The sequence below is a fragment of the Pseudoalteromonas sp. SG43-5 genome (assembly GCF_014164345.1).
Taxonomy (GTDB): Bacteria; Pseudomonadota; Gammaproteobacteria; order Enterobacterales; family Alteromonadaceae; genus Pseudoalteromonas; species Pseudoalteromonas distincta.
Map to the genome: position 1 here is coordinate 23,123 of NZ_JACJFA010000025.1, position 25,583 is coordinate 48,705.

Sequence of the window (25,583 nt, forward strand, 5' to 3'; positions counted from 1 at the left end):
ATGCTCAATTGCATGCAACGTAAATAATGGCATGCATTCTTAGCTACTACAGGTATAATGCGCGCAACTGGCTAATGTAGCCTTATTTAAAAGAGAGTTTATATGAGTTTTGAAGGTTTAGGTTTATCACAGTCTTTGGTTAATGCGGTTTTAGAAAAGGGCTATGAAACGCCAACGCCGATTCAGGCTCAAGCAATTCCTGCAATTATTGAACGCCGTGATGTTATGGCAGCAGCGCAAACAGGTACAGGTAAAACAGCGGGTTTTACATTACCACTTATTGAGCGCTTGTCGTCGGGCCCTAAAGCTAAGAGTAACCACGTACGTGCACTTATTTTAACGCCTACACGTGAACTTGCTTTGCAAGTAAGCGAAAACGTTGAAGAGTACGCTAAGCATTCTGATGTGAGCTCATTTGTAGTTTACGGTGGCGTTAAAATTAACCCACAAATGCAGCGTCTTCGTAAAGGTGTTGATATTTTAGTCGCAACGCCGGGTCGTTTAATCGACTTACATAATCAAAATGCAGTTAAATTTGATAGCGTTGAAGTGCTTGTACTCGATGAAGCTGACCGCATGTTAGACATGGGCTTTATTCACGATATTAAACGCTTAATTGCTAAAATGCCTGCTAAACGTCAAAACTTGATGTTTTCGGCTACATTTTCAGATGAAATTCGTGCATTAGCAAAAGGGTTAATTAATGACCCAGTTGAAATTTCAGTTGCTGCAAAAAATACCACAGCGAAAAGTGTTACTCAGTGCGTTTACGCGGTAGATAAAACACGTAAAACAGCATTGCTAAGCCACTTGATTCGCACTAACGATTGGCAACAAGTATTAGTGTTTAGCCGTACAAAGCACGGTGCTAACCGCTTAGTTAAACAACTAGAGCGCGATGACATTGTAGGCGCGGCTATCCATGGTAATAAATCACAAGGCGCACGTGTTAAAGCACTTGATGGTTTTAAAAGTGGTGAAGTACGCGTATTAGTAGCAACAGACATTGTTGCACGTGGCTTAGACATTGTTGAATTACCGCATGTTGTTAACTACGACTTACCAAACGTATATGAAGATTATGTTCATCGTATTGGCCGTACAGGCCGTGCTGGTGCGTCGGGTCATGCGATTTCGTTTGTAACGGTTGATGATGCTGTTGATTTATACGGTATTGAACGCTTTATTGGTGAGCTTATTCCACGTGCTGAAGAAGACGGTTTTGAGCCTATTAACCCAGTAGCTGAACGCGCATTAGATGCTCGCCCACTGCCGGCTAAAAAGCCTAAGAAAAAGCAGCCTTTTAATAAGCCTAAATCTGATAGCAGCAAGCCTAACAGCAAAAAGCCGAACAATGGTGGTAATGGTACCGGCCCACGCCGTGGTGGTTCTAAAAAGCCAGCTGCTAAAACAGATGACAGCGCGCAAAATCCATGGGCAAAGCGTGAATCTGTTGGCGGTAATGGCCAACGCCGTCGTCGCACCAATAACGATTAATCATTATTAGTGATTGCACTAGCGTTTAATTAATTTAGAATTTAGTTAAATGCTGATACAAAAAACGCGCTCCCTTCTTTAATTAAATAGAGGCAGCGCGTTTTTATTACCTGTAATTTGTACTTACTGTATTGCCTGCCTGATTAAATAGTTAATACCCAAGCCTATAAATAAAGTAACACTTACGCTAAGTAGTGTGCCGAGCATAACGTACTCGGTAAGTTTTTTATCTTTGCTTGCACTTAAATCACCAAACCTAAATACCGACTTTGCCGCAAGTAAAAAGCCAAGCCCTGCAAATTGGTCAAGCAATATAAAGCTCAGCATAAGTACGCGTTCCAACATACCTATGCTTTGCCCTGCAAGTGGTAAGCTACCAGTACTTGAAAAGTTGCTTGTTAAACGCTCTAACATCATTCTTATAAATACGGCGCTGGGACTTAAAATAATTAAATAACCGCATACCACCCACAGTATTTTGGGATCAGTGAGCATATTATTAATTGCAGCCATAAAGCTACTGTTATCAGTTAACCAAATACTGAGCGCAATAATAACGAGTATGTGCGCTATTTGATCTAGTAAAAAAGGTACCACGCCTTTATTAGAATACGATTTAGCTATATCAATAAAGTAATGGCTCAATATAATGCTCGCCGTGGCAATTAAAACACTGCTTAGTTGCTGCCACCCGAATATGTATTCCCACACGGTAATAATGAGTGCACTTGTTACACCATGCACTAGTACATGAAAATAAAGCTTACTGGCTTTAAAGTGACGGGTATTTCTGTCGTTTACCCAACTCATAGGTTGCCAGTAAAAATCAGCGAGTAAGTGGCCAATAATAAGCGCTACCAGTAAAAGTGAAAACGCCATTATTCACCTCCTTTAATTATATTTTTTATAACGTGTTGTGTGTGCTTAATAAAGCGCTCTATAAGTTGGTAGTGCGCTAAATTTAGTAGTTTGGTTACGTTTTCGCGACTTGTTTTAAGCTCTTTAGCCAGTGCCGCGTGGCTGTTGTCTGGTGATGTTAAATAGACGTACAGGGCATTTGCTTGTTTTTGTGTGATTTTAGTGAGCAATACGTCAGCAAAGGCTAAATTAAGATTTAAGCTTTCATCAAGCTGCTGCTCGTTAATATTAAAAACAAAGCGTTGATTGCCTATTTTATCAAGGCCTTGCCCCGAAAGAGTAAAAGCAGAACCGGTTGCTGTTTTTATATCGCTGCGTGGGTTATCTATTTGCCCAAGCGCCAAGCTTTGTCGTAGTTCATAACCTGACGATTTAAGGTGTAAATATACAAGTATGGCATTTTTAAAAAGGAGCTCAGGATTATTAACTTGTAACTGAAAGGCATCGCCTCGGTATATATTCCAAAGTGTTTGCTCCCCCGAAATGTTTCGCAAACTTTGCTCTAGTTGATAAAGCATGGCATCGTATTGCTGCTTAGGGATTGTTTGCGATTTAATAATATCGCCGCTGATCACACCAATCATAAAAATCTCAAAATGGTTACTTTTTAATATGTAACCAATATTGGTTACATAAGGGTATGTAACTAATTTAGGTTACTTAAATATAAATTGCAAGGTACACTTATTTTATAACGTTACTTTTATTGCTATTAATCCTCACTAGGACACTAAATGACTTTACAAAACGAGCAGCAAAGCACGAAACCACGGGTCGGTATTTTTGTTGATGTGCAAAATATTTATTACACGTGCCGTGAGAGTTACGGGAAAAATTTTGACTACAATGCGTTTTGGCGAATGATGGAGGCGCAATACAATATTGAGTGTGCTTTTGCGTATGCTATTTATCGAGGAGATGAAAAGCAAAATCAGTTTCAAAATATTTTGCGTGCGATTGGTTTTGACGTAAAGCTAAAGCCATTTATTCAACGCCGTGATGGAAGTGCTAAAGGCGATTGGGATGTAGGCATAACAATAGACATGTTAGAGCAGGGTAAAAATCTTGATAAAGTTATTTTGCTCTCTGGCGATGGTGACTTTGCTTTGTTACTTGGGCATTTAAAAAGTCAATATAATGTACCGTGCGATGTATACGGTGCTGACAGGTTAACTGCTGAGGTATTAAAACAAAGCGCAGAGCAATTTCATTTAATTGATAATACTTTGCTACTTTAACAGTAAAAAATAGTTGAAAAAGTGCAAGCTAAGTGCCTGCAACATGAGAGATTTTAATACAAAGCCGTAATAGATGAATTAAGCCTTATATAGGCTTTTTTTATTACTGTAATCAATTGGGTTTGCTAAATGATTATGGTAATTTTAAAGCATAACGAGTTACCAAGGACTTACATGCTTCATTACAGCAACATGCCACTAGATAGAGGCTCAAATTTTCGTAAAGACCCATCGTGGCTTAAAGCGCAAATGTCGGCGCAAAGTAAATGGGTTTTAGTTAAAAATAATCAAACCCTATTTATTAAAGATACCCCTAAAGTAAGCTATTTAACGTATCAACAAGTGGCACATTTAGATTTAACGAGTGCTATTTTTGTTGGTTTAAACAATGCTAAACATGGTGTGTTTGCATTGGATGTTTCTGATCTGTATGAAAGCGTACTTTCGCCTTTAATAGAGGGCGCTCAGTTTTTTGATATTCGCCAATATGGGCCTCAAGTAACCATTAAATATGCCTCAATAGCAGCCCTTGCGAGAGGGCTATGTTATTGGCATGCCACGCACCGTTTTTGTGGGCGCTGCGGTAGTAAAAACCGTTCAGTGGAAGCCGGGCATTCTCGTGTATGTGAAAACGAAAACTGTAAGCATCCTACATTCCCGCGTACCGATCCTGCGGTAATTATGGTCGTTACTAAAGTCTTTGCTGACGGAGTAGAACGCTGTTTATTAGGTCGCCAAGCTGCGTGGCCCACTGGTATGTATTCATCGCTTGCTGGATTTGTAGACCCAGGGGAGACACTAGAACAAGCTGTTGCGCGTGAAGTTAAAGAAGAGGCAGGCATAGAAGTTGATAACGTACGTTATGTTGCATCTCAGCCATGGCCGTTCCCATCGTCAATTATGCTTGGCTTTTTTGCACAGGCGACATCTGAGCAAATTAACGTAGATAAAGAAGAGCTAGACGATGCAAAATGGTTTAGTCGTGAAGACCTAGCACAATTTGGTAATTGGCACGAAGAAGGCGAGCATTTAAAGCTGCCTAGAACCGATTCTATCTCTCGTTATTTAATTGAGCATTGGCGCACAAACCCTTAAGGATTAACAATGTCGAGTAAAAGTAATAAAAACACTCAGCTGGTATCATCAGGGCGAAAAAAAGCCTATACACATGGCGTAGTAAATCCCGTTGTACAGCGTGCATCTACCATTGTATTTGATACTGTAGCCGATTTAAAAGAAGCAGCTAAAACCCGTGGCGATAAAACGTTATTTTATGGGCGCCGAGGAACAACAACACACTTTGCGCTGCAAGAAGCGATTACAGAACTTGAAGGCGGCGAAGGGTGTGCATTGTACCCTTGTGGCGCTGCGGCGATCAGCCAAGTATTTTTATCGTTTTTAAAAACCGGTGATCATATTTTAATGGTTGATAACGTGTACGAACCAACTCGCGATTTTTGCGATAAAATTTTAGTGGGGCTGGGCATTACAACAACCTATTACCCGCCAACCATTGGCGCAGGTATTAAAGATTATATTCAGCCAAATACTAAAGTGTTGTTTTTAGAATCTCCAGGCTCTATTACGATGGAAGTGCAAGATGTGCCCGCTATGGTAAAAGTAGCCAATGAGCACAACGTAATGACCATGCTTGATAATACCTACGGTAACGGTCTGCATTATCGCCCGTTAGAGCACGGTGTTGATATTAGTATTCAAGCTGCAACAAAGTATATTGTTGGCCATTCAGACGTGATGATGGGGGTGGCTGTTGCTAATAAAAAGTATTGGCCAACCTTGCGCGAAAACTCATACTTACTAGGGCAATGTACCAGTGCCGATGATGCGTATTTAGCACTTAGAGGCCTGCGTACAATGGGTGTGCGTTTAAATCAACATGAAAAAGCAGCAATAGAAGTAGCTAAATGGCTCGAGCAACATGAGCTTGTTGATCATATTCGACACCCTGCATTTGAAAGCTGCCCAGGGCATGAGTTCTTTAAACGTGACTTTGATGGCAGTAATGGGTTGTTTTCATTTGTGATGAAAACCGGCAATCAAAAAGCGATTGATGCATTTTTAGATAGCCTTGAGCATATCAAAATGGGCTTTTCGTGGGGCGGTTTTGAAAGTTTGGTAACGGCTAATTTAACCATGAAAGGGTTGCGCTCAAATACAGGTTGGGATTTAGGGCCGGTTATTCGTTTGCACATAGGCCTTGAAGATGTTGAAGATTTAATTAGCGATTTAAGCCAAGCACTTGAGGTTTATAAGCAGTATTTATAATTTATATCGCAATTTATACTGTTACATTTAAATGTATTGTTACAAAGCTCACCACAGGTGAGCTTTTTTTTGCTGGTAATTCAAGGTGTTTACACTTAGTGTGGATAAATACACAGAAAATAAAAAGTCATTAAGGATAGTCAATGGCAACACCATTACCGATAAACGTAGGGCGATTAACGCAAATAGCGGGATTTGAGCTTGTACGTATGTTTTTAACTAAACGTGGACTTATTGCATTAGCTGCCTTTGCATTGGTGTGGCTAATAATACTGCGCTACCCAATAGGGCAGGCAGTAGGCATTGTAAGTGCGCCTGATTTTGAGCAAATAGCCCGTGATATATCAGGTTCTATTGGTTTAAGTAAATTATTGGATTGGCCTGAGGCCGAATTTGCTATGTACTGGTTAATAGCCCTTTATAGCTTTCCCGTTTTTGGTTTATTTATTTGTAGCGACCAAACGGTAGGCGATAGAGAGCGCGGCACACTAAGGTTTTTATCACTGCGCTCCACTCGCTTTGAAATACTGTTTGGCCGTTTTTTAGGGCAGCTAGGAGTATTAGCATGTTTGGTGGGTATAACGCTTGTGGCTACACTCGCGGTATTGGGTTTTAGAGATCCAAGTTTACTGGCTGGTGGTTTTGCCCGTGCGCTTTCTATATTTTTAATATTAGTGATTACTTTGTGCCCATTTGTAGCACTAATGACGTTAATTAATACCTTTGCTCGCTCATCGCGTTTATCTATTGTATTGGCAATTTTATATTTTGCAGCAGGCGGTATTGTAGTTGGTATATTACAATGGCAAATACCCGCATTAGGCTTGCTTGATTATTTATTTCCGGGTGTGCAAATAGAGCTATTAGCGGGGCAAAATTTACCATTATTGAGCGCTGTGGCTATTCCCCTTGTGCAAACTGCGGTATTACTAAGCGTTGCTCAACGTATTTTTGCAAGGAGCTCACTATGAGACCATTAATTACAGCTAGCGGTTTGAGTAAATCGTATGGTGCAAAACTTGCGCTTAATAATGTGGACTTTGAAATTAACAAAGGCGCGCCAGTGGCACTTGTTGGGCCAAATGGTGCGGGTAAAACTACCTTATTTAGTTTGTTGTGCGGCTATATAGCGCCAAGTAAAGGCAGCCTTGAAATATTAGGGCACAAACCTGGTAGCGCTGCTTTATTTAATAAAGTAAGTGCATTACCGCAAGACGCGCAACTTGACCCCCGTTTTAATATAGATAAGCAACTCGCCTTTTATGCAAAGCTACAAGGTATGGGGGCAAAGCAAAGCCAAACTGAGGCGCTACGTGTACTTGATTTAGTTGGCTTAAAAGAAATTGCAAAGCAGCGTGCGGGGGATTTATCGCACGGTATGCGCAAGCGCGTTACGATAGCGCAAGCACTTATTGGCGCACCACAAATTGTAATGCTTGATGAAGCAACCGCAGGGCTTGATCCGATTCATGCCAGAGAAGTACGTGAGCTGGTATCAGAATTAAGTGAACAGGCTACATTTATTTTAAGCTCTCACGATTTAACTGAGCTTGAGCGACTATGCTCACAGGTACTTCATTTAGATAAAGGCGTACTAAGCGAGCATCAAACAAAAACTAATAATACCGATAAACACTTTTATACATTAATGCTAAGCGAGGCTTATCAGAATGTTGAGCAACAGCTTCAAGCAATTGCAGGGGTGAGCCGGGTGTATATGAGCCAACATAAAGAATATGTAGTTGAGTATCAGCCAACGAGCGATCCACTTGATATTGCACTACTGAATTTTTGTCATCAACAACACTGGCAGTACCGACAGTTAGTTAATGGTCATACATTAGAGAATCAAATATTTAAACAGGAGAAAGTATAATGGGTTTACTTAGCGGACTTATGGGTAATGCAAGCGAAGTTGACGATTCTGATTTAGAAAAAATCCTTGCCAATACATTAATTGACGGCGAGCAAGTAGAAAAAGCATATAAAGTAGTACGTGATATGTTTATTTTTACTAATAAGCGCTTAATCTTAATTGATAAGCAAGGTATGACAGGTTCTAAAATGGAAATGGTGAGTATTGCTTACTCTAAAATTACCAAGTTTAGTAAAGAAAGTGCAGGCCATTTTGACTTAGATGCCGAGCTAAAAATATGGGTTGGCTCAGATCCAACACCAATTAGTAAAGAGTTTAAGTCTGGCGATAATATTAACGATGTTTACCGAATTATTAGCCAACACGCGCTTTAATACAGTACATGTTTTAAGTAGTTGTTGACTAGATGTTGCAACTACTTTAATTTTACAGTTTACAACACTTCCTTACAATTAACTTAATAAATACAACTGGTTAGTTAAGTTTTCATTCAGTTTCCTAACGTTAGCATGTGCCTCGACTTTAGCAATACAGCTAGAGCATAAAAAGCAATGTACATAGGGAAGTCTTACAATGAAAAAATTAGCAGTTATTATTTCGAGCATTTTATTATCTAGCACTGCGGCTGCTGCAGACAGCTATAATTCAATTAGTAACCTAAGCTACAAAAATAGCGATAACAACGACACCGTTGCTGTAGATTCTATTTACTACTTATCTCCTAAAAAAACTTTAGGTCCGTACGATCAGTTTGAATACATCAATAAACAAACTAACGTATATGGTGGCTATGCTGATGACGACTTTGGCGATTTAACATCAGTTGGTGGTGAATACTTCATTAATGAATTTGTTGTTGGCGCATCTTACGAAAACCTAGACCCAGATTCAGGTTCTAACAGTGAGCTTTATAAACTGACGGGTGGTTACTTTTTCAACCCTGATTTACTTGCAAAAGTAACACTAGTTGAAAACAAAGACGGCGACGATTACGCATTATTTGATTTAGCTTACAACTACATGCTAAACAGCACAGATTACGTAGGTGTTACACTTACATCAGACGACGATTTTGATTACCGTGCAGTTGCTGCTAAATACTTTATTGATTTACAGCAAGGTAACTACCTAACTTTTGAAGGTAAATACGAAAGCATTGATGACGCAGAAAACCAATGGGTAGCAGAAACTAACTACTACTTTTCAAAAGCAACATCTGTATTTGCTAACTACAACAAGCAAGACACTTACAGCTTTGGTGCTCAGCACTTCATCAATAAAAATATTGGTGTAAAGGTGGGTTACGAAAACAACGCTGATGATTCTGATAACGATGCGTACTTTGCTAACATGCGTTTCCAGTTTTAATTAAGTCCCCTACTTAGTTAATACAAAAGTAATATCAAAAGCCCGCTAAATTTAGCGGGCTTTTTGTTCAGCGCTATTTACCAGCCGCAGTTGCGGCCTTCGTTTTGTTTATCTAAATATGTTTGTAATGGTGCAAAGTAATCGAGCATTGCTGTTGCATCCATTTGCGGCTTACCTGTTACAGTTTCAAGCGCTTCTTGCCAAGGGCGAGATGAACCCATTTCAAGCATAGCGTTTAGCCTATCCCCTGCTTCTTTTGAATTATAAATAGAGCAGCGATGAATGGCTTTATCGTTACCGGCAATTTCACATAAGCTGCGATGAAACTCAAATTGTAAAATATGCGCTAAAAAGTAACGTGTATAAGGCGTGTTACCCGGAACGTGGTACTTAGCACCCGGATCAAAGTCGTTTTCGCTACGTGCGATAGGAGCTTGCACTCCTTGGTATTTTTCACGTAGTTCCCACCAAGCTTTATTGTAGTTCTCTGGGGCTACTTCACCTGAAAATACCTGCCAACGCCACTGATCAACCATTAAGCTAAACGGTACAAAGGCTACTTTATCAAGTGCCATTGTTCATCAACAAACCGATATCTTTAGATTCATCAGGTACTTGTTCAAGTAAGCCGATTTCTTTTAAGTAACCCGGTGTAACCGATAAGGCAATGGTGTCTCCAATGGCTTCATGAAAACCATCGTTTGCACTTTCTTGATAAAATAAAGGCTGCTTGTTATATGCGCGTTGATAAAAGTTATGACCTAATTCATGGTGAATAACTGAAAACTCTTCGCCTGTGCGCTGAATACACATTTTAATGCGTAAATCGTCTTTGCTATCGATATTCCATGCTGATGCATGACACTGCACATCTCTGTCTTTTGGTTTTACAAACAATGAACGCTCGTAAAATGTCTCTGGTAGCGCATCAAAACCCATTGAGGTAAAAAAGTTTTCAGCCCCTTTGACCATTTTAAGTTCGTCGTAATTATTTTGAGCTAATAACTCGGTTACGTCGTAACCCGGATCGGCGTTTTCTGGTGCAACTACATCGTAAATATTACCCCATGCTTGCGCCCACATATTACCGAGTAAGTGTGCTGGTATTGGCTGATCTTGAGGTACTTTGTCGGTGCCGTACTTTTCACCTAACTTTGCGCGAACATGGCAGTGTAGCGAGTTATAAAGTGGTTTAACTTGGCCCCAAATACGGTCAAGCTCAGTGGTAAAGTCATCAGCAGGCATATCGTATTTACTGCGCCACATAGCGCCCGTATCGGCATAACCAAGCTCCTTCGAACCTTCGTTGGTAAGTGCTACTTGTTGCTCGTAAAGTGGGCGCATGGGTTTTGATATTTCACGCCAGCCTTGCCATAAATCAAGTAGTTCGTTGTAATCTCGGCTGGTGGCCATTTTTGAGGTCATGTCGCCAAGGCTTAAACAGCTGCCATCTTCTTTACAGTATTTACCCTTACCATATAGCCCGCCAAGCTCTGCAACAATTTGTGAAAGTTGTGCTGTTTTATCAGCGTCTTGTGGGGCTGGAAGTGTAAGTGCTAGTTTTAGTTTATCAAGCTTACGGCGAGCATCGTAATCAAGCTCTAGTTCGTCGTATTTTGCAGCTTCATTTGCTAAACGCACGACTGTTTCGGTCATTTTACGGTTAACTTCAGCCGATAGAGCAGATGTATCGTGAGTAATAAAGTTTGCGTAAATCCACTCTGCACGGCTCGATTCTAAATAAAGTGCACTTAGTTCTTTTTCTGTGTTTGTTATAAATGTATTTGCATCTTTAGCTGTTACAGCTTTTTTAGTGTGTGGTGAATCGGTAGTGTCGATAGATACTTGCGCATCGCAGGCCGTTAAAGCAAGAGTACTTGCTACCATTAAGGCGCTCATACTTAGTTTAAATCGAAAGGGGGTCATGCTATTCCTTTAATTTATTGTTATTAAAACGTTGATAATAGCAGTGATGTTTAAAACAATAAAATGAATGCGTTAAGGCTCACGACTCGTCGTGCAATGATTGTATTTAAATTAAGATGGGTCATAATTAAGTTACTATTTTCATTCAATGTGTAAGGAATGTGCGCATGTTAATATTTATAATATTGCTGGTCGTGGTGGTTATTTTTGCGGTTAAAGATATTCGCCTAAACTTGATTAGTCGTCCTACGTTTAAAATGTTCAAAAAGGTGCTTCCGCCATTATCGCAAACAGAGCGAGAGGCAATGGAAGCAGGTGATGTTTGGTGGGATGGTGAGTTATTTAGTGGTAACCCAGACTGGCAAAAACTGCACCACTTTCCAAAACCAGAGCTTAGCGATAAAGAAAACGCATTTATGGCTAACCAAGTAGAAACCTTATTGGCGATGCTTGATGATTATCAAATTGTACAAAAAGACAAAGACTTACCAAAAGAAGTGTGGGATTACCTAAAAACAGAAGGTTTTTTTGCGCTGATCATTCCTGAAAAATTTGGCGGTCGTGAGTTCTCGGCAATTGCTAATTCGACGATAGTGTCAAAAATTTCGACTAAAAGCTTAACAGCCGCAGTCACTGTTATGGTGCCTAATAGCTTAGGTCCGGGAGAGTTACTTCTTCACTATGGTACTAAAGAGCAGCAAGATCGTTGGCTGCCAAGTTTAGCTAATGGTAAAGATGTTCCTTGTTTTGCACTAACGGGACCAGAGGCGGGCTCTGATGCTGGCAGCATTCCTGATTCCGGTGTGGTGTGTATGGGTGAGCACAATGGCGAGCAAGTAATGGGCCTGCGTTTAAATTGGTCAAAGCGTTACATTACGCTTGCACCCGTTGCTACTGTTCTCGGCTTAGCATTTAAAATGTATGATCCAGACGCTTTATTAGGTGATAAAAAAGAGCTAGGCATAACGTGTGCGCTTATACCAACCGATCATCCGGGTGTCGAAACGGGTGAGCGTCATTATCCACTTAATATGGCCTTCATGAATGGTACCACTTACGGTAAAGATGTATTTATACCACTGGACTGGATCATTGGCGGTCAAGAGTGTGCAGGGCGTGGCTGGAGAATGCTTGTTGAATGTTTAAGTGCAGGGCGTGGTATATCACTACCGGCATTAAGTGCAGCAACTGGACATTTAGCTTCAAAAATGACATCGGCATACGCCATGGTACGCCAGCAGTTTGGTGTATCTATAGGGCAGTTTGAAGGCGTGCAAGAGGCACTTGCACGTATTGGTGGTTTAACTTACACACTTGAGTCGTGCAGATTAATGACCGCAGGTGCGATTGATTTAAAATTAAGCCCGTCGGTTGTAACAGCGATTGCTAAATACCATATGACTGAAATGGGTCGTACGATAATGAATGATGCAATGGATATTCATTCCGGTAAAGGAATTCAAGTAGGGCCTAATAACTATTTGGCGCATGGCTATATGGGGATTCCAGTATCAATTACGGTTGAAGGCGCGAATATTTTAACGCGTAACTTAATGATATTTGGCCAAGGTGCAACACGCTGCCACCCATTTGTTTTAAAAGAAATGGAAGCCGCTGCAATGGAAGATGACGACGCAGCACTTGAACAATTTGATGGTTTATTAATGAACCATATAATATTTGCAGCAAGTAATGCAGGTATGGCATTTGTGCATGGCTTAACACGTAGCTACTTTGCTAAAGCGCCTGTAGGTGGTGAAACGGCTATTTATTATAAACAACTGAGTAGAATGAGCCGAGGCTTAGCTATTTGTACAGACGTTGCAATGTTAATGCTTGGCGGTGAGCTCAAACGTAAAGAAATGATATCAGCGCGTTTGGGTGATGTATTAAGTCATTTGTACTTAGCATCAACTGTTTTAAAACGTTATGAAGATGAAGGGCGCCAACAAGCTGATTTACCATTTGTAAAATATGCAATTGAGAACTCATTATTTGAAATTGGCCAAGCGTTTAATGGCTTCTTTAAAAACTTTTCAAATCCGGTTGTGAATTTTATCCTTAAACGTATCGTGTTCCCGCTTGGAAACCATTACCACAGACCAAGTGATGAAATAGCACAAAGTATTTGCGAGCGTATGACTCAACCTGGTGTATTTAGAAACCGCTTAACGCATTTATGTTATGTAGATGAAAATGCAGGTACAGGGGTCATGGAAAGCGCATTTTTAGCTATGCATGATATGCAAGCGCAGTTTAAAGACTTAAAACAATGGCAGCGTAAGGGCAGTGTGCCTGCAACGCTTGATATTGAAGGTGCTATAAATTATGCGCTTGAAAATAAGTTGTTAGAGCAAACGGATGCTGATGCAATGCATCATGCTAATAAGCTACGTAAGAAAGCCATTGCAGTTGATAACTTTCAACCTGGTGAGCTGTAGCGCAGTACTTTAAATACTAGGGCGTGTTGACCTTTCGTGGTTGAATTTGCAGCAGACTGTTTGGTTTTTAGGCAAGGCAGAGCCTATGTAGTGTGGTTATTCCCCATAAATAGGCGATAACGCAGCATAAATGCCAAACATGCGCTGCCCTTTGGGTTCTTTCTAGGGACGATTAACTCTTTGTTGCTCGGTTTTTACTTAGCCCACTAGGTTACAAACCTCGCGCCGCGATTAAATCGCCCCTAGATTGAACAAATTTCAATCCACAAAGATCAACACGCCCTGCTAAAACGAAAAAGGCCTTACGAATGTAAGGCCTTTTTATGTTTAATTCATTTATTTTTAACGAGCGTAAGGGTCGGCAACAATTTTATCTATGTACCATTTTCCCTTTTTACGAAGCATTTTTACACTGCGCATTTCGTCAATTTTATCACCATTTAAATAGCCGGTAAAAATAAGGTTTATTTTAGCGTTATCGCCGTATTGTTCACGGACGCTCATATTGGTCATATCAACTTCAATGGTGACTTCATCGTATTGCATATTTACTAAGTTACGGGAAAACTGTTTAGCGGTGCCGTAGGATTTCATTATACGTGTAAGGTTGGGGGTTGCCATGGTGCTGGCTTTTTGAAGGTCTTGCTGGTTATAAAGCGCATCAAAATAAGCGGTTGCTGTATCGCCAGGAGTGTCGCCAAGTGTTTTGGTATCGTCACCACAGGCTGATAAAAATAAACAGATGACCAAACTTAATAAACTCGTGATTTTTTTCATATTAATTATTATTAATTAGTTTTTTTAAAGTGTGTGGTTTATCTATGCAGATGTAAAGGTATGGCAGGCAATAAATAGAAAATTGGATAATAAATAATAAAAAAGGATGCCTAAAGCATCCTTCTAAAAATCTTAAAATTACTTATTGTACTAGTTCTTGTTCACTAAACTCTTCATCAAACATTGGGCTTGATAAGTAGCGCTCAGTTGCACTAGGTAGGATAACAACAATATTTTTATCTGCGTTTTCAGGCTTTTCAGCAATTCGCTTAGCTGCAACAACCGCTGCACCTGACGAAATACCTACTAAAATACCTTCTTTTTTCATTAACTGATGCGCCATTGCAATTGCGTCTTCGTTAGATACAAGCTCTGCGCCATCAATTAAGTCCATATCTAAGTTGCCAGGAATGAAGCCAGCACCAATACCTTGGATTTTATGAGGACCTGGTTTAATTTCTTCACCGGCAAGCGTTTGGCTAATAACTGGAGAGTTAGTTGGCTCAACAGCAATAGACTTAACGTTTAGACCTTTTTCTGTTTTAAGGTAACGGCTAACACCTGTAATAGTACCACCAGTACCTACACCGGCTACAAAAAAGTCTACTTTGCCATCAAGCGCATCATAAATTTCAGGGCCTGTTGTTTCAAAGTGAATTTTTGGGTTTGCAGGGTTTTCGAATTGTTGTAATAAAATATACTTATCAGGTGCTGTTGCTTGAATTTCTTTTGCTTTTTCAATTGCGCCATTCATACCTTTTGCACCGTCGGTAAGTACTAGATTTGCACCTAATGCTTTTAATAGCTTGCGACGTTCTAGGCTCATGGTGTTTGGCATAGTAAGCGTTAACTTGTAACCACGTGCTGCTGCAACAAATGCAAGTGCAATACCGGTGTTCCCAGATGTTGGTTCAATAAGTTCTTTACCTTCAACAAGCTGACCTGACTTTTCAGCTTCCCAAATCATCGATGCACCAATGCGGCATTTGATACTAAAGCTTGGATTACGAGATTCAACTTTAGCGTATACATTCCCACCTGTAACACGGTTAAGTTTTACCAGCGGTGTATTACCGATGCTTAGTGAGTTATCTTCAAAAATAGTAGACATAATGTTCCTTTGGATGCAATCTGATCAACGTGTTAATAGCCTTTGCTACTAACTATATAAACACACTTTACTGTGAGTTTAAAAAAACTAAAGTAAAGTTTGGCTATAACATATATCTATTGGGCTTATAACCAGTCGAAATAAAAATCAATTATTAGCGGTGCTTTAGTTATTATAGGTGCGGGCTTAATTTAAAATTTAAAGAGTAAAACTTCGTTTAGTCAAAAAATGTTCAAAAGAGTATTGAATTAAGCTGTGTTTGTTCAATATTTGTGCATATGAATGTAACTTGAATAGTTTTATCACACAATGCGTCTAAAACATGATAAAAACACGTATCTAAATTCAATTAAGCAATCACAATGAAATTAATCTTAAAATTAATTGCCGGTATTGTGGCCGGTATCCTAGTTGGACTATATGTACCTATAACTGGTGTTGAACTTTTATTCACAGTAAAAGAGCTGATTGGTCAAATTATCTCCTTTACCATTCCACTTATTATATTATTTTTTATTGCATCAGGTATTGCAGGCTTACCAAAAGGGTCTGGTCACTTACTTGGTAAAACAGTCGGGTTTGCTTATAGCTCTACAATTATTGCAGGTACGCTTGCATTTTTATTAGTAAGTGCTGTTATCCCTTTTTTAAGCGGTGGTATTACATTCGAGGCAGAAGTTGCTACAGAAATTGGCAGCTTTATTGATTTAGAAATTCCACCTCTGATGGGTGTAATGACCGCATTAGTAACTGCTTTTGTATTTGGTATAGGCATGAGCCAATTAGAGCTTGATACGCTTAAAAAGGTGTCTGATCAGGGCCGTGATGTGATTGACGGATTATTATCAAAAGTAATTATCCCTGCTTTACCATTTTACATTGCAGGTGTATTTGCCGAAATGACGGTAGCGGGTACTGTGGTAGATACACTGCAAACATTTGGCGTAGTACTAATTGCAGCGCTTGTTATGCACTGGTTATGGTTAAGCGTTTTATATATAGCGACAGGTATACTATTAAAACGTAATCCAATCGAATTAGTTAAAAATATGCTACCAGCTTACTTTACAGCGTTAGGTACTATGTCAAGCGCAGCAACGATTCCAGTATCGCTTCAATCAAGTAAGGCAAATAACGTTAAAGAAGATGTAGCTAACTTTACAGTGCCACTTTGCGCGACTATTCACTTATCTGGCTCAACTATCACCATAGTAACCTGTGCAATGGCTGTTATGTTTTTATCACCAAGCATGGAAGTCCCTTCATTAATGGGTATGCTACCGTTTATTATGATGTTAGGTGTAGTGATGATTGCAGCACCAGGTGCTCCAGGTGGCGCAGTTATGTCGGCGCTTGGCCTATTAACAAGCATGCTTGGGTTTAATGAAGGCGCGGTTGCATTAATGATTGCACTTTATTTGGCACAAGATAGCTTTGGTACTGCGTGTAATGTAACGGGTGATGGTATCATTGCGTTATGGGTTGACAGATTTAGCGAAAAATCGTCATTTTAAACTATTAGGGCGAGGCAATAATATTAGTTATTGTTTCGCTTTATGTATGTTACTGTGGCAAATTAATTTAATTAAATTGCATGTTGTTAGGTAAGTGAGGATGTTCCATTGATTAATGTACTTTTAGTTGATGACCATGAACTTGTACGAACAGGAATAAAGCGTATTCTTGATGATGTACGAGGGTTTAAAGTAATTGGTGAAGCTAAAACTGGCGAAGAGGCTGTACAGTTTTGTCGTCAGCATGCGCCAAACATAGTATTAATGGATATGAATATGCCAGGCATGGGCGGATTAGAAGCGACTAAAAAGATTTGTCGTTACTGCCCTGATGTAAAAATTATTGTGCTTACCGTTAACTGTGAAGACCCGTTTCCGAGTAAAGTAATGCAAATTGGTGCACATGGCTTTTTAACTAAAGGTGCTGGCTCTGACGAAATGGTGCGTGCCATTCGTTGTGTTCATGCCGGTCAGCGTTATATTGCTCCTGAAATTGCACAGCAAATAGCACTTGCGCAAGTGACAGGTCGCACAGACGAAAATCCTTTTCAGAGCTTATCTGAACGCGAACTGCAAATTATGCTTATGATCACTAAAGGTGAAAAAGCACAAAATATAGCTGAGCGTTTAAACCTAAGTTCAAAAACAGTAAATAGCTATCGCTATCGTATGTTTGAAAAGCTAAATGTAGGTGGTGATGTTGAGCTTACCCATTTAGCAATTCGTCATAAAATGATTGATATAGACGTTTCGTACTAACTATAATTTATGTCTGAATTTGATCACGTACATTTTCTCAAAACGCTATCAAGTGAGCCGGGTGTATACCGCATGCTTGATAGTGACAACCAAGTTATTTATGTTGGTAAAGCTAAGCATTTAAAAAAGCGTGTGAGCAGTTACTTTAGAAGTAACATTACCGACAGCAAAACACGCGTTTTAGTGAGTAATATTTGTGACATCGAAGTCACACTCACTAATACTGAAACAGAAGCGCTGTTGCTTGAAAATAATCTAATAAAAAAATACCAGCCTCGCTACAACATATTATTACGCGACGATAAGTCGTATCCCTATATTTTATTAACTAGCCATAAACACCCTCGTTTAGCGTTTCATCGTGGCAGCCGTAAAATTAAAGGTGAGTACTTTGGACCTTTTCCGAGCGCGGGAGCGGTATCTGAAAGCTTGCGCTTAATGCAAAAAATATTTCCTGTTCGTCAATGTGAAGATGCTTATTACCGCGCAAGAAGTCGCCCGTGTCTGCAATATCAGCTTAAGCGTTGCTCAGCTCCGTGTGTGAATAAAGTTACGGATGATGATTACAGCGAGCAAGTTGACTATGTCCGTAAGTTTTTAACGGGTAAATCTCACGAAGTTATTGCTGATTTAATAAAGAAAATGGAAGCAGCCAGCCTACAATTAAACTTTGAACTGGCGGCAAAAGTTCGCGACCAAATAATGCTACTTCGTAAAATGCAGGAGCAACAGTCTATATCAGGTAATTTTGCTGAAATGGACGTAGTTGGTTTTGCTCATTTAAATGGTTTAAATGGTATTCATTTATTAATGATCCGCGATCACAAAGTATTAGGTAGTAAAACGTATTTTCCAAAAGTACCTAAAGATTCAAGTGAGCAAGAAATATTGACTTCATTTTTAGGACAGTACTATTTAGCGCCAGGAGCAACAGGGCGTATTGCAAAAGAAATCATATTACCGTTTGAAATAGAAGAGAGCGGGGCACTCGGTGAAGCACTCACACAAATAAGTGAGCGCAAAGTAACACTTAAAGTAGTTACCCGTGGTGAGCGTGCTCAATACTTACAACTGGCCAATAAAAATGCATTAAACAGTATTGCAGTTAAGCAAAGTACCCAAGACTCTATTAATAAACGTTATGCACAATTAAAAGCAACATTGCGACTTGATGATATTACCCGAATGGAGTGTTTTGATATAAGCCACACCATGGGTGAGAACACTGTTGCAAGTTGTGTTGTATTTGACTCACAAGGCCCAAATACGAAAGAGTATAGGCGCTATAATGTAACGGGTATAACCGGTGGTGATGATTATGCTGCAATGGAGTTTGCACTTAATAAGCGTTACAACAAATTAGTAGATGAAGACAAAATTCCAGACGTTATCTTTATTGATGGTGGTAAGGGGCAACTTGGGCGCGCGGAGCAGTACTTTTCTAACTGGCCACATACAAAAATGCCTTTATTAGTAGGTGTCGCTAAAGGTACTAGCCGTAAGCCTGGCCTTGAAACACTATTAATTGACGGTGGTCGAAAAACCATTCCTATGGATTCAGATGCACCTGCGCTACATTTAATACAGCATATACGTGATGAATCTCATCGTTTTGCAATTGCAGGGCATCGTAATAAACGCCAAAAACAACGTACGCAATCACTACTAGAAGAAATAAATGGAGTCGGCTCTAAGCGTCGGCAAACATTATTAAAATATTTAGGGGGCATGCAGGGAGTAAAAGCTGCTAATATAGAACAGTTAAAGAAAGTTCCTGGGATCAGCCCTGACATGGCTGAGAAGATATTTAACCATTTGCATGACAAGGGCTAGCCCTACATGCGAATATAGCAAAAAAGACATATCCAAGTAGTTATGTGGAATATTCCAAACACACTCACAACATTTAGACTTTTTCTTATCCCCGTTTTTTTGGTGATATTTTATTTGCCTTATAGCTGGGCTTTTTTTGCTGCCGCCTTTATTTTTTGGCTTGCATCAATAACCGATATACTAGACGGTTATTTAGCAAGAAAGCTTGAGCAATCAACCCCTTTTGGTGCTTTTTTAGATCCTGTTGCTGATAAAGTAATGGTATGTGCCGCACTTGTAGCGTTATCTGATCAGTACCAGTCAATGTACATGACCATACCTGCTCTTATTATAATAAGCCGTGAAATTATCATATCTGCACTTCGTGAATGGATGGCAGAGCAGGGTAAGCGTGGTAATGTCGCTGTATCAAACATGGGTAAAATCAAGACGGCTGCACAAATGTTAGCCATTATCGGTTTGATTTGGCAATATGATACATGGATGAACTATTTAAGTTTTGGACTACTGTACATTGCGACCTTTTTAACCTTGAGTTCTATGATGCAATATTTACGTGCAGCATGGGGTGAATTGACTAAAAATTAACTCTAAATGTATAATAACGCACCGTTTTAGATAAAAAACAAGCAAACAGTTCAAAACTAGCATTTTTTGTATTGACGCGTTTAATAATCTCTGTAGAATGCGTCCGTGTTGAGAGGGCATAGCCCCCGAGATAAACGAAACGGTAATTAATCAGTTGCCTGAATGTTCACATAAATCATCATGTGCTAATTCAAATAACTGATAAATAAAATGCGGTACTAGCTCAGTTGGTAGAGCGCGACCTTGCCAAGGTCGAGGTCACGAGTTCGAGCCTCGTGTACCGCTCCAAGTTTATCTTAAGGTTAATACCCCGTACTGGGGCGGAATGGCAGAGTGGCCATGCACCGGATTGCAAATCCGTCTACCTCGGTTCGACTCCGGGTTCCGCCTCCATTTCAACACTCCACACGCTTTAGTTAGCAAACTCGATGCCCGAGTGGTGGAATTGGTAGACACAAGGGATTTAAAATCCCTCGACTAACAAGTCGTGCCGGTTCAAGTCCGGCCTCGGGCACCACTTTGTGGTTTAATTGCATTACCAAGTGTAATTTATAAAATGGTTAATTTAGAATTAATATGATGCGGTACTAGCTCAGTTGGTAGAGCGCGACCTTGCCAAGGTCGAGGTCACGAGTTCGAGCCTCGTGTACCGCTCCATATTAGTTTTATCCACTTGCTTTAAATAGCAAACTCGATGCCCGAGTGGTGGAATTGGTAGACACAAGGGATTTAAAATCCCTCGACTAACAAGTCGTGCCGGTTCAAGTCCGGCCTCGGGCACCACTTTAAATTGTTTAACCAAGATAATTTAAAGTTGATAAAATAGTATTTTGCGGTACTAGCTCAGTTGGTAGAGCGCGACCTTGCCAAGGTCGAGGTCACGAGTTCGAGCCTCGTGTACCGCTCCAAATTATTTGGAAACATTTAGGCGGAATGGCAGAGTGGCCATGCACCGGATTGCAAATCCGTTTACCCCGGTTCGACTCCGGGTTCCGCCTCCATATAATTTACTCCACACGCTTTAATTAGCAAACTCGATGCCCGAGTGGTGGAATTGGTAGACACAAGGGATTTAAAATCCCTCGACTAACAAGTCGTGCCGGTTCAAGTCCGGCCTCGGGCACCATCTTTACTAAAATCCTCAGATAAAATTCACTTAAATTCTAAATTGCTTCTAATTTTAAAACATTCAAAAATTATTCTTACTTAAATACTCTAATCTTAGTTTTAATACCTACTTACCTTTAAAATCTATTTCTTTTTAATATCTTAGAGTTTCACCATCCTCAAAATAGATCACTTAATTAAGCGAATTGGTATAAGAGCACCTGTTTATAACAAAGCAAAAAATCAGAACGCTGGTTATTTAATTTTCTTGGCAATTACTCCTGTACCTAAGTTTTAACGAGGGGTGGCATTAATGAATGTAATAGAAGTGCGGTGTCTAAAATAAATTTAAGGTGGGAGTATAGGGAATGCGTTAAGCACTTAGTTATATGAATTGCGAAGATTTTATAAGCGACCCTTGAGGATCGCTTATAAAGGATAAATTGTTATTGCAGTTTACTCTGAGCTTTGTAAATTGGATACTCGCTCAACAAGCCTTGAATAAGCGCAACACACATTAAAATAAGTACTATTGAAAACGGCAAAGCTGTAGTAACTACGCCCGACTGAAGCGCTTGCAATGCTTGCGAGCCACCAACCCAGAGCAATACTGCTGCAATCACGCCTTCGACTGAAGCCCAAAATATACGTTGTGGCACTGGTGCATCTATTTTACCGCCCGCAGTTATACCATCTATTACAAGCGATCCTGAATCAGACGACGTTATAAAAAACACCAAAACGAGTGCTATAGAAATAATAGAAATAAAACTAGAAAGAGGTAACTGCTCGTATACTTGAAATAAAGTCACTGAGATATCAGTTAAACCATTTTGTCCAAGTGGGCCAACTTTATCTATAACTTGTGTAATTGCCATATTTCCGAATACGCCCATCCAAACCAAACTAAGAAGCGTGGGTAGGCCAATGACGACGAGTAAAAACTCGCGTACAGTGCGCCCCTTTGAAACTCGGGCAATAAACATCCCAACAAACGGCGACCATGATATCCACCATGCCCAATAAAACACAGTCCAAGAGTGCATCCAATCTTCATCGGGTCTATTGAATGGATTGCTCAAAGGTACAAAGTGCTCTACGTACGCCCCAAGGGTAAACCAAATAGCAGTAATTGCATCAGAGAAAGTAAGGGCAATAACGGCTAATAATAAAATAAATGCACAAATTAAATTAACATTGCTCAGTACTTTAACACCCCCCTCAATACCTCTAATAACTGAGAAAATTGCAATGCACGTTACTAAACCAATAACAGATATTTGAAAAGCAGTCCCGTAATCAGTGCCTAACAGATAATTTATCCCGCTGGTAGCTTGTTGAGCGCCAAGGCCTAGCGATGTAGCTAAACCAAATAAAGTAGACAGTACAGCGAGTATATCTATGATATGACCGAGCCATCCCCAGGCGCGATCACCAAATAATGGATAAAAAACCGAACGTATAGATAAAGGAAGGCCTTTATTAAATGCAAAAAAAGCCAAGCTTAATCCAACAACAGCGTAAATCGCCCATCCATGTAAACCCCAGTGGTACATGGTTGCACCCAAAGCTAAAGAGTGTGCTTGCGGTGAGTTTGGCTCAACGCCCATAGGCATATGATACCAACCAGTATAATATGCAGTTGGCTCAGCAACTCCCCAAAACAGTAAGCCAATCCCCATTCCTGCTGCAAAGAGCATTGAAAGCCATGACATGTAACCATGTTCAGGACGAGCTTTTACGCCACCCAACCGAATTTTACCTAAAGGAGAAAATGCTAAAATAACGCAAAATATCACAAAGGCATTGGCTAGTAACATAAAGTAACTATCAAATTGATTAATTATTGCGTCTTTAGTCGAGGTTAGTGCATCACGGGTAACGGTAGGGTCAAAAACTAGGGTAAGTATTACAAATAAAACAACTAAGAAGGCGCTTATACCAAATACTGGATTATGGATATCAAATCCCCACTTTTGTACATTATCTTGCCCAACTTGGTAATCAGTAGTGTCTATACTGTATTTTTTTGTCATGTCATCCATCGGATCTCCTTTTTATAGATAACTTAATTCATACATCCTACGTAATTAAATATAAAATAGTTTTAAAATTAATATAACTTTTATTTATAAGAAATGAGATGATTAAGCGTAGTATTTGTTATTTTTAGAACTAAAAAAGCGAGCCGTAGCTCGCTGATTATTTTCTATTCCCAGGCCTCTGGGTCAACCTCTTTAGCAAGTTTAGGATGCTTACTTTTGTCAAAGGTGGGTATTAAGCCCTTTTTGCGTTGTTCGTTATAGTCTTTTGAAAGCCATACAACAACACCTGAAAGCATAAATAGCGCTATAACGTTTACAATGGCCATTAAACCCATTGATATATCTGCCAGCGTCCAAATTAAACCAAGCTCACCAACAGCACCAAACATCACCATACCTAAAACAACAAGTCTAAAGATAAACATACCTTTATTAGAGTTGTGCTCTAAAAACATTAAATTTGTTTCAGCGTAAGAGTAATTAGCCACAATAGAAGTAAAAGCAAAAAACAATATAGCAATAGCAATAAAGTAAGTACCCCAGTCGCCGACATGTTCTTGTAATGCTGCTTGTGTAAGTTCAATCCCCATTACACCAGATTCAGGTACTAATTGCTGCGATAGTAAAATAAGAGAAGCAGTCGCTGTACAAATAACAATAGTATCAATAAATACGCCTAACATTTGCACATAACCTTGTGATGCTGGGTGAGGAGGGTAAGGTGTCGCAGTAGCCGCGGCATTAGCTGCACTACCCATACCAGCTTCGTTTGAGAATAAACCACGCTTTATACCTTGGATCATCGCTTGTGTAACACCATAACCAATAGCACCAGCACCAGCTTGTTCAATACCAAAAGCACTTTTTATAATAAGCACTAGCACATCTGGTAGTGCAGTAAAGTTAATGGCGCATACATAAAGTGCAACCAGCAGGTAAGCTAATGCCATAAATGGCACAACCATTTCAGCAAAGCGAGAAATTGTTTTTAGGCCACCAAAAATAATGATGCCAGAACCAATAACCAAGCAAATGCCTACTATATACTTAGGTACATCAAACGCTACTTCAAATGCTGCAGCAATAGAGTTTGACTGTACTGCGTTAAATACTAAACCAAAGGCTAAAATTAAACATAACGAGAATAAAGTTCCCATCCAACGTTTGCCTAGACCGTTTTGCATATAATAAGCAGGGCCACCTCTAAAATTACCATCTGCATCTTTTGTTTTATAAGCCTGAGCTAGAGTACTCTCGGCAAAACTTGTAGCCATACCTATTAATGCAATAAGCCACATCCAGAAAATAGCACCTGGGCCACCTAGGTATAAGGCGACAGCAACACCTGCCATATTGCCAGTACCGACACGAGCTGCTAATGAAGTACAAAAAGCCTGAAAGGATGAAATTTCGTTATCGGCACATTTACGAGAACCAAACATAACTTTGAACATATGTGGGAATTGCACAAATTGAATAAAGCCTAGTCGAAAAGTAAAGAAGAGGCCCGCTGCTATTAATAAGTAGACGAGAACTTGCCCCCATAGAAGGGCACTTATACTATTTATTATGTCTGTCATGGATACTGCCTAAATACATGAGTTAAAAAAAGTGACCGCAACTTATCACATCAGGATAAAAGTGTTTAGTTTTAAAGTTCAAAAACAGAGTTATCAACAGGGTTTTGTGGGTAACTTGTGTCTATCGTGTGCACTTGCTTGGGGCTTAATTTTAATTACTATTTTATGCAAATAACGCTTGCGTAAAATCCGCCGCTCCCTATAATGCGACCCCACTGAGACGGGAAACGCCGAAGCATAGCGAGGCACGAACTACTCAGAGAGTTAAATAAAACTTCGGTTTTAAATTGTCGAAAGAAAGTTTAAAACAAAGTGTTGACTCGAAAAATAAAGGGTGTATTATTCGCATCCCTTGAGACGCTGAAGCGACTCAAAACGTTCTTTAACAATATAAAGCAATCATCTGTGTGGGCACTCGTACAGATTGAGCTCTAACAGCCAACCTACTTCGGTAGCGAGGCAAACAAATTAGAGTCTCAATTGAAACTGAGTGACCATATGTTATTAAAAGATTCAGCCTTGAGCTGTTTTGATTTCACTTTTTTAAAAGTGAAAATAATAACGCACAGTCAATTCGTTTTTGGCAACAAAAACAAAAATTCAGAATTCATTGAGCTGTCGAAAGACATAAAACTTTTTAATTGAAGAGTTTGATCATGGCTCAGATTGAACGCTGGCGGCAGGCCTAACACATGCAAGTCGAGCGGTAACAGAAAGTA

At 39.8% G+C, this 25,583-nt stretch carries 19 protein-coding genes, 8 tRNA genes, 1 rRNA gene and 1 pseudogene; 22 read left to right on the plus strand and 7 right to left on the minus strand.

All coding sequences use genetic code 11. The features are described 5' to 3' along the window. The first annotated feature begins 102 nt into the window (after window positions 1–102). A complete protein-coding gene (locus H5161_RS18150; protein WP_024595752.1) occupies window positions 103–1,497 on the plus strand; it encodes a DEAD/DEAH box helicase in 1,395 nt (464 codons plus the stop codon). Between the two features lie 123 nt (window positions 1,498–1,620). On the opposite strand, the gene H5161_RS18155 is transcribed toward H5161_RS18150, so the two are convergent. Both H5161_RS18155 and H5161_RS18160 read right to left on the minus strand, forming a co-directional pair. Continuing rightward, the gene (locus H5161_RS18155) at window positions 1,621–2,376 is read right to left on the minus strand and encodes a DUF3307 domain-containing protein (RefSeq protein WP_182769817.1); all 756 of its coding nucleotides are present in this window, start codon (window positions 2,374–2,376) and stop codon (window positions 1,621–1,623) included. Then, window positions 2,376–2,999: a hypothetical protein gene (locus H5161_RS18160; protein ID WP_007586990.1), complete on the minus strand. Its 624-nt coding sequence runs from the start codon at window positions 2,997–2,999 to the stop codon at window positions 2,376–2,378. Before H5161_RS18160 ends, H5161_RS18155 begins: the two co-directional genes overlap by 1 nt. A gap of 150 nt (window positions 3,000–3,149) precedes the next feature. Here H5161_RS18160 and H5161_RS18165 point away from each other — a divergent pair, with 150 nt between their 5' ends. From H5161_RS18165 to H5161_RS18195, 7 genes are all read left to right on the plus strand, one after another. Then, a complete protein-coding gene (locus tag H5161_RS18165; protein WP_024595755.1) occupies window positions 3,150–3,653 on the plus strand; it encodes an NYN domain-containing protein in 504 nt (167 codons plus the stop codon). 174 nt (window positions 3,654–3,827) lie between these two features. Continuing rightward, window positions 3,828–4,748: an NAD(+) diphosphatase gene (gene nudC, locus H5161_RS18170; protein ID WP_182769822.1), complete on the plus strand. Its 921-nt coding sequence runs from the start codon at window positions 3,828–3,830 to the stop codon at window positions 4,746–4,748. Window positions 4,749–4,757: 9 nt separating this feature from the next. After that, window positions 4,758–5,939 carry a cystathionine beta-lyase gene (locus tag H5161_RS18175; protein WP_008139073.1) on the plus strand — a complete coding sequence of 394 codons (1,182 nt, stop codon included), beginning with the start codon at window positions 4,758–4,760 and terminating at the stop codon, window positions 5,937–5,939. A gap of 143 nt (window positions 5,940–6,082) precedes the next feature. After that, complete coding sequence (locus H5161_RS18180; protein ID WP_008139071.1) at window positions 6,083–6,910, plus strand: ABC transporter permease; 828 nt, start codon at window positions 6,083–6,085, stop codon at window positions 6,908–6,910. After that, window positions 6,907–7,815, plus strand: a complete 909-nt coding sequence (locus H5161_RS18185) for an ABC transporter ATP-binding protein (protein ID WP_007377980.1) — start codon at window positions 6,907–6,909, stop codon at window positions 7,813–7,815. Before H5161_RS18180 ends, H5161_RS18185 begins: the two co-directional genes overlap by 4 nt. Then, window positions 7,815–8,189, plus strand: coding sequence for a PH domain-containing protein (locus H5161_RS18190; RefSeq protein ID WP_007377979.1), 375 nt, complete (start codon window positions 7,815–7,817; stop codon window positions 8,187–8,189). Before H5161_RS18185 ends, H5161_RS18190 begins: the two co-directional genes overlap by 1 nt. A 199-nt stretch (window positions 8,190–8,388) precedes the next feature. After that, on the plus strand, window positions 8,389–9,183 hold the full coding sequence (locus H5161_RS18195) for a putative porin (RefSeq protein WP_002962833.1): 795 nt from the start codon (window positions 8,389–8,391) through the stop codon (window positions 9,181–9,183). Window positions 9,184–9,260: 77 nt separating this feature from the next. On the opposite strand, the pseudogene H5161_RS18200 reads toward H5161_RS18195, so the two are convergent. Further along, a pseudogene (locus tag H5161_RS18200) lies at window positions 9,261–11,109 on the minus strand (M2 family metallopeptidase). Between the two features lie 167 nt (window positions 11,110–11,276). On the opposite strand from H5161_RS18200, the gene H5161_RS18205 reads away from it, so the two are divergent. Continuing rightward, window positions 11,277–13,550 carry an acyl-CoA dehydrogenase gene (locus tag H5161_RS18205; protein ID WP_182769818.1) on the plus strand — a complete coding sequence of 758 codons (2,274 nt, stop codon included), beginning with the start codon at window positions 11,277–11,279 and terminating at the stop codon, window positions 13,548–13,550. A gap of 342 nt (window positions 13,551–13,892) precedes the next feature. On the opposite strand, the gene H5161_RS18210 is transcribed toward H5161_RS18205, so the two are convergent. Both H5161_RS18210 and cysK read right to left on the minus strand, forming a co-directional pair. Next, on the minus strand, window positions 13,893–14,327 hold the full coding sequence (locus H5161_RS18210) for a hypothetical protein (RefSeq protein ID WP_002963139.1): 435 nt from the start codon (window positions 14,325–14,327) through the stop codon (window positions 13,893–13,895). 142 nt (window positions 14,328–14,469) lie between these two features. Beyond that, window positions 14,470–15,438: a cysteine synthase A gene (gene cysK / locus H5161_RS18215; protein ID WP_002963138.1), complete on the minus strand. Its 969-nt coding sequence runs from the start codon at window positions 15,436–15,438 to the stop codon at window positions 14,470–14,472. Window positions 15,439–15,800: 362 nt separating this feature from the next. Here cysK and H5161_RS18220 point away from each other — a divergent pair, with 362 nt between their 5' ends. The 12 genes from H5161_RS18220 (at window position 15,801) to H5161_RS18275 (ending at window position 21,258) form a co-directional block, all read left to right on the plus strand. After that, the gene (locus tag H5161_RS18220) at window positions 15,801–16,952 is read left to right on the plus strand and encodes a dicarboxylate/amino acid:cation symporter (protein WP_182769819.1); all 1,152 of its coding nucleotides are present in this window, start codon (window positions 15,801–15,803) and stop codon (window positions 16,950–16,952) included. Between the two features lie 108 nt (window positions 16,953–17,060). Next, window positions 17,061–17,711, plus strand: coding sequence for a UvrY/SirA/GacA family response regulator transcription factor (gene uvrY / locus H5161_RS18225; protein WP_002963136.1), 651 nt, complete (start codon window positions 17,061–17,063; stop codon window positions 17,709–17,711). Window positions 17,712–17,720: 9 nt separating this feature from the next. Next, complete coding sequence (gene uvrC, locus H5161_RS18230; RefSeq protein ID WP_039488521.1) at window positions 17,721–19,544, plus strand: excinuclease ABC subunit UvrC; 1,824 nt, start codon at window positions 17,721–17,723, stop codon at window positions 19,542–19,544. Between the two features lie 42 nt (window positions 19,545–19,586). Further along, window positions 19,587–20,132 (plus strand): CDP-diacylglycerol--glycerol-3-phosphate 3-phosphatidyltransferase, encoded by a 546-nt coding sequence (gene pgsA, locus H5161_RS18235; RefSeq protein ID WP_032827134.1) that lies wholly within the window; start codon window positions 19,587–19,589, stop codon window positions 20,130–20,132. Between the two features lie 212 nt (window positions 20,133–20,344). Continuing rightward, a tRNA-Gly gene (locus tag H5161_RS18240) sits at window positions 20,345–20,420 on the plus strand. A gap of 31 nt (window positions 20,421–20,451) precedes the next feature. Further along, window positions 20,452–20,525: transfer RNA gene (locus tag H5161_RS18245), tRNA-Cys, on the plus strand. Between the two features lie 37 nt (window positions 20,526–20,562). Then, a tRNA-Leu gene (locus H5161_RS18250) sits at window positions 20,563–20,649 on the plus strand. Between the two features lie 64 nt (window positions 20,650–20,713). Continuing rightward, window positions 20,714–20,789: transfer RNA gene (locus tag H5161_RS18255), tRNA-Gly, on the plus strand. Window positions 20,790–20,828: 39 nt separating this feature from the next. Beyond that, window positions 20,829–20,915 (plus strand) — tRNA-Leu (locus tag H5161_RS18260). A 49-nt stretch (window positions 20,916–20,964) separates the two neighbouring features. After that, a tRNA-Gly gene (locus H5161_RS18265) sits at window positions 20,965–21,040 on the plus strand. Between the two features lie 19 nt (window positions 21,041–21,059). After that, window positions 21,060–21,133: transfer RNA gene (locus H5161_RS18270), tRNA-Cys, on the plus strand. 38 nt (window positions 21,134–21,171) lie between these two features. Further along, window positions 21,172–21,258 (plus strand) — tRNA-Leu (locus H5161_RS18275). 427 nt (window positions 21,259–21,685) lie between these two features. Here the strand turns inward: H5161_RS18275 and H5161_RS18280 are convergent. Together H5161_RS18280 and H5161_RS18285 are read right to left on the minus strand one after the other, a co-directional pair. Further along, window positions 21,686–23,284, minus strand: coding sequence for a BCCT family transporter (locus H5161_RS18280; protein WP_182769820.1), 1,599 nt, complete (start codon window positions 23,282–23,284; stop codon window positions 21,686–21,688). Between the two features lie 164 nt (window positions 23,285–23,448). Then, on the minus strand, window positions 23,449–24,864 hold the full coding sequence (locus H5161_RS18285) for a sodium:alanine symporter family protein (protein WP_182694390.1): 1,416 nt from the start codon (window positions 24,862–24,864) through the stop codon (window positions 23,449–23,451). A gap of 638 nt (window positions 24,865–25,502) precedes the next feature. On the opposite strand from H5161_RS18285, the gene H5161_RS18290 reads away from it, so the two are divergent. After that, window positions 25,503–25,583: ribosomal RNA gene (locus H5161_RS18290) — 16S ribosomal RNA — on the plus strand; the annotation flags it as partial.

Excerpts from the sequence above, each read along its gene's own strand:
- H5161_RS18175 (WP_008139073.1), top strand. The coding sequence starts at position 4,758 with ATGTCGAGTAAAAGTAATAAAAACACTCAGCTGGTATCATCAGGGCGA.
- H5161_RS18195 (WP_002962833.1), top strand. The coding sequence starts at position 8,389 with ATGAAAAAATTAGCAGTTATTATTTCGAGCATTTTATTATCTAGCACT.
- uvrC (WP_039488521.1), top strand. The coding sequence starts at position 17,721 with ATGTCTGAATTTGATCACGTACATTTTCTCAAAACGCTATCAAGTGAG.
- H5161_RS18185 (WP_007377980.1), top strand. The coding sequence starts at position 6,907 with ATGAGACCATTAATTACAGCTAGCGGTTTGAGTAAATCGTATGGTGCA.
- H5161_RS18150 (WP_024595752.1), top strand. The coding sequence starts at position 103 with ATGAGTTTTGAAGGTTTAGGTTTATCACAGTCTTTGGTTAATGCGGTT.
- pgsA (WP_032827134.1), top strand. The coding sequence starts at position 19,587 with ATGTGGAATATTCCAAACACACTCACAACATTTAGACTTTTTCTTATC.
- cysK (WP_002963138.1), bottom strand. The coding sequence starts at position 15,438 with ATGTCTACTATTTTTGAAGATAACTCACTAAGCATCGGTAATACACCG.
- H5161_RS18285 (WP_182694390.1), bottom strand. The coding sequence starts at position 24,864 with ATGACAGACATAATAAATAGTATAAGTGCCCTTCTATGGGGGCAAGTT.
- H5161_RS18180 (WP_008139071.1), top strand. The coding sequence starts at position 6,083 with ATGGCAACACCATTACCGATAAACGTAGGGCGATTAACGCAAATAGCG.
- H5161_RS18190 (WP_007377979.1), top strand. The coding sequence starts at position 7,815 with ATGGGTTTACTTAGCGGACTTATGGGTAATGCAAGCGAAGTTGACGAT.
- H5161_RS18165 (WP_024595755.1), top strand. The coding sequence starts at position 3,150 with ATGACTTTACAAAACGAGCAGCAAAGCACGAAACCACGGGTCGGTATT.
- H5161_RS18155 (WP_182769817.1), bottom strand. The coding sequence starts at position 2,376 with ATGGCGTTTTCACTTTTACTGGTAGCGCTTATTATTGGCCACTTACTC.
- H5161_RS18160 (WP_007586990.1), bottom strand. The coding sequence starts at position 2,999 with ATGATTGGTGTGATCAGCGGCGATATTATTAAATCGCAAACAATCCCT.
- H5161_RS18280 (WP_182769820.1), bottom strand. The coding sequence starts at position 23,284 with ATGGATGACATGACAAAAAAATACAGTATAGACACTACTGATTACCAA.
- H5161_RS18210 (WP_002963139.1), bottom strand. The coding sequence starts at position 14,327 with ATGAAAAAAATCACGAGTTTATTAAGTTTGGTCATCTGTTTATTTTTA.
- H5161_RS18205 (WP_182769818.1), top strand. The coding sequence starts at position 11,277 with ATGTTAATATTTATAATATTGCTGGTCGTGGTGGTTATTTTTGCGGTT.
- nudC (WP_182769822.1), top strand. The coding sequence starts at position 3,828 with ATGCTTCATTACAGCAACATGCCACTAGATAGAGGCTCAAATTTTCGT.
- H5161_RS18220 (WP_182769819.1), top strand. The coding sequence starts at position 15,801 with ATGAAATTAATCTTAAAATTAATTGCCGGTATTGTGGCCGGTATCCTA.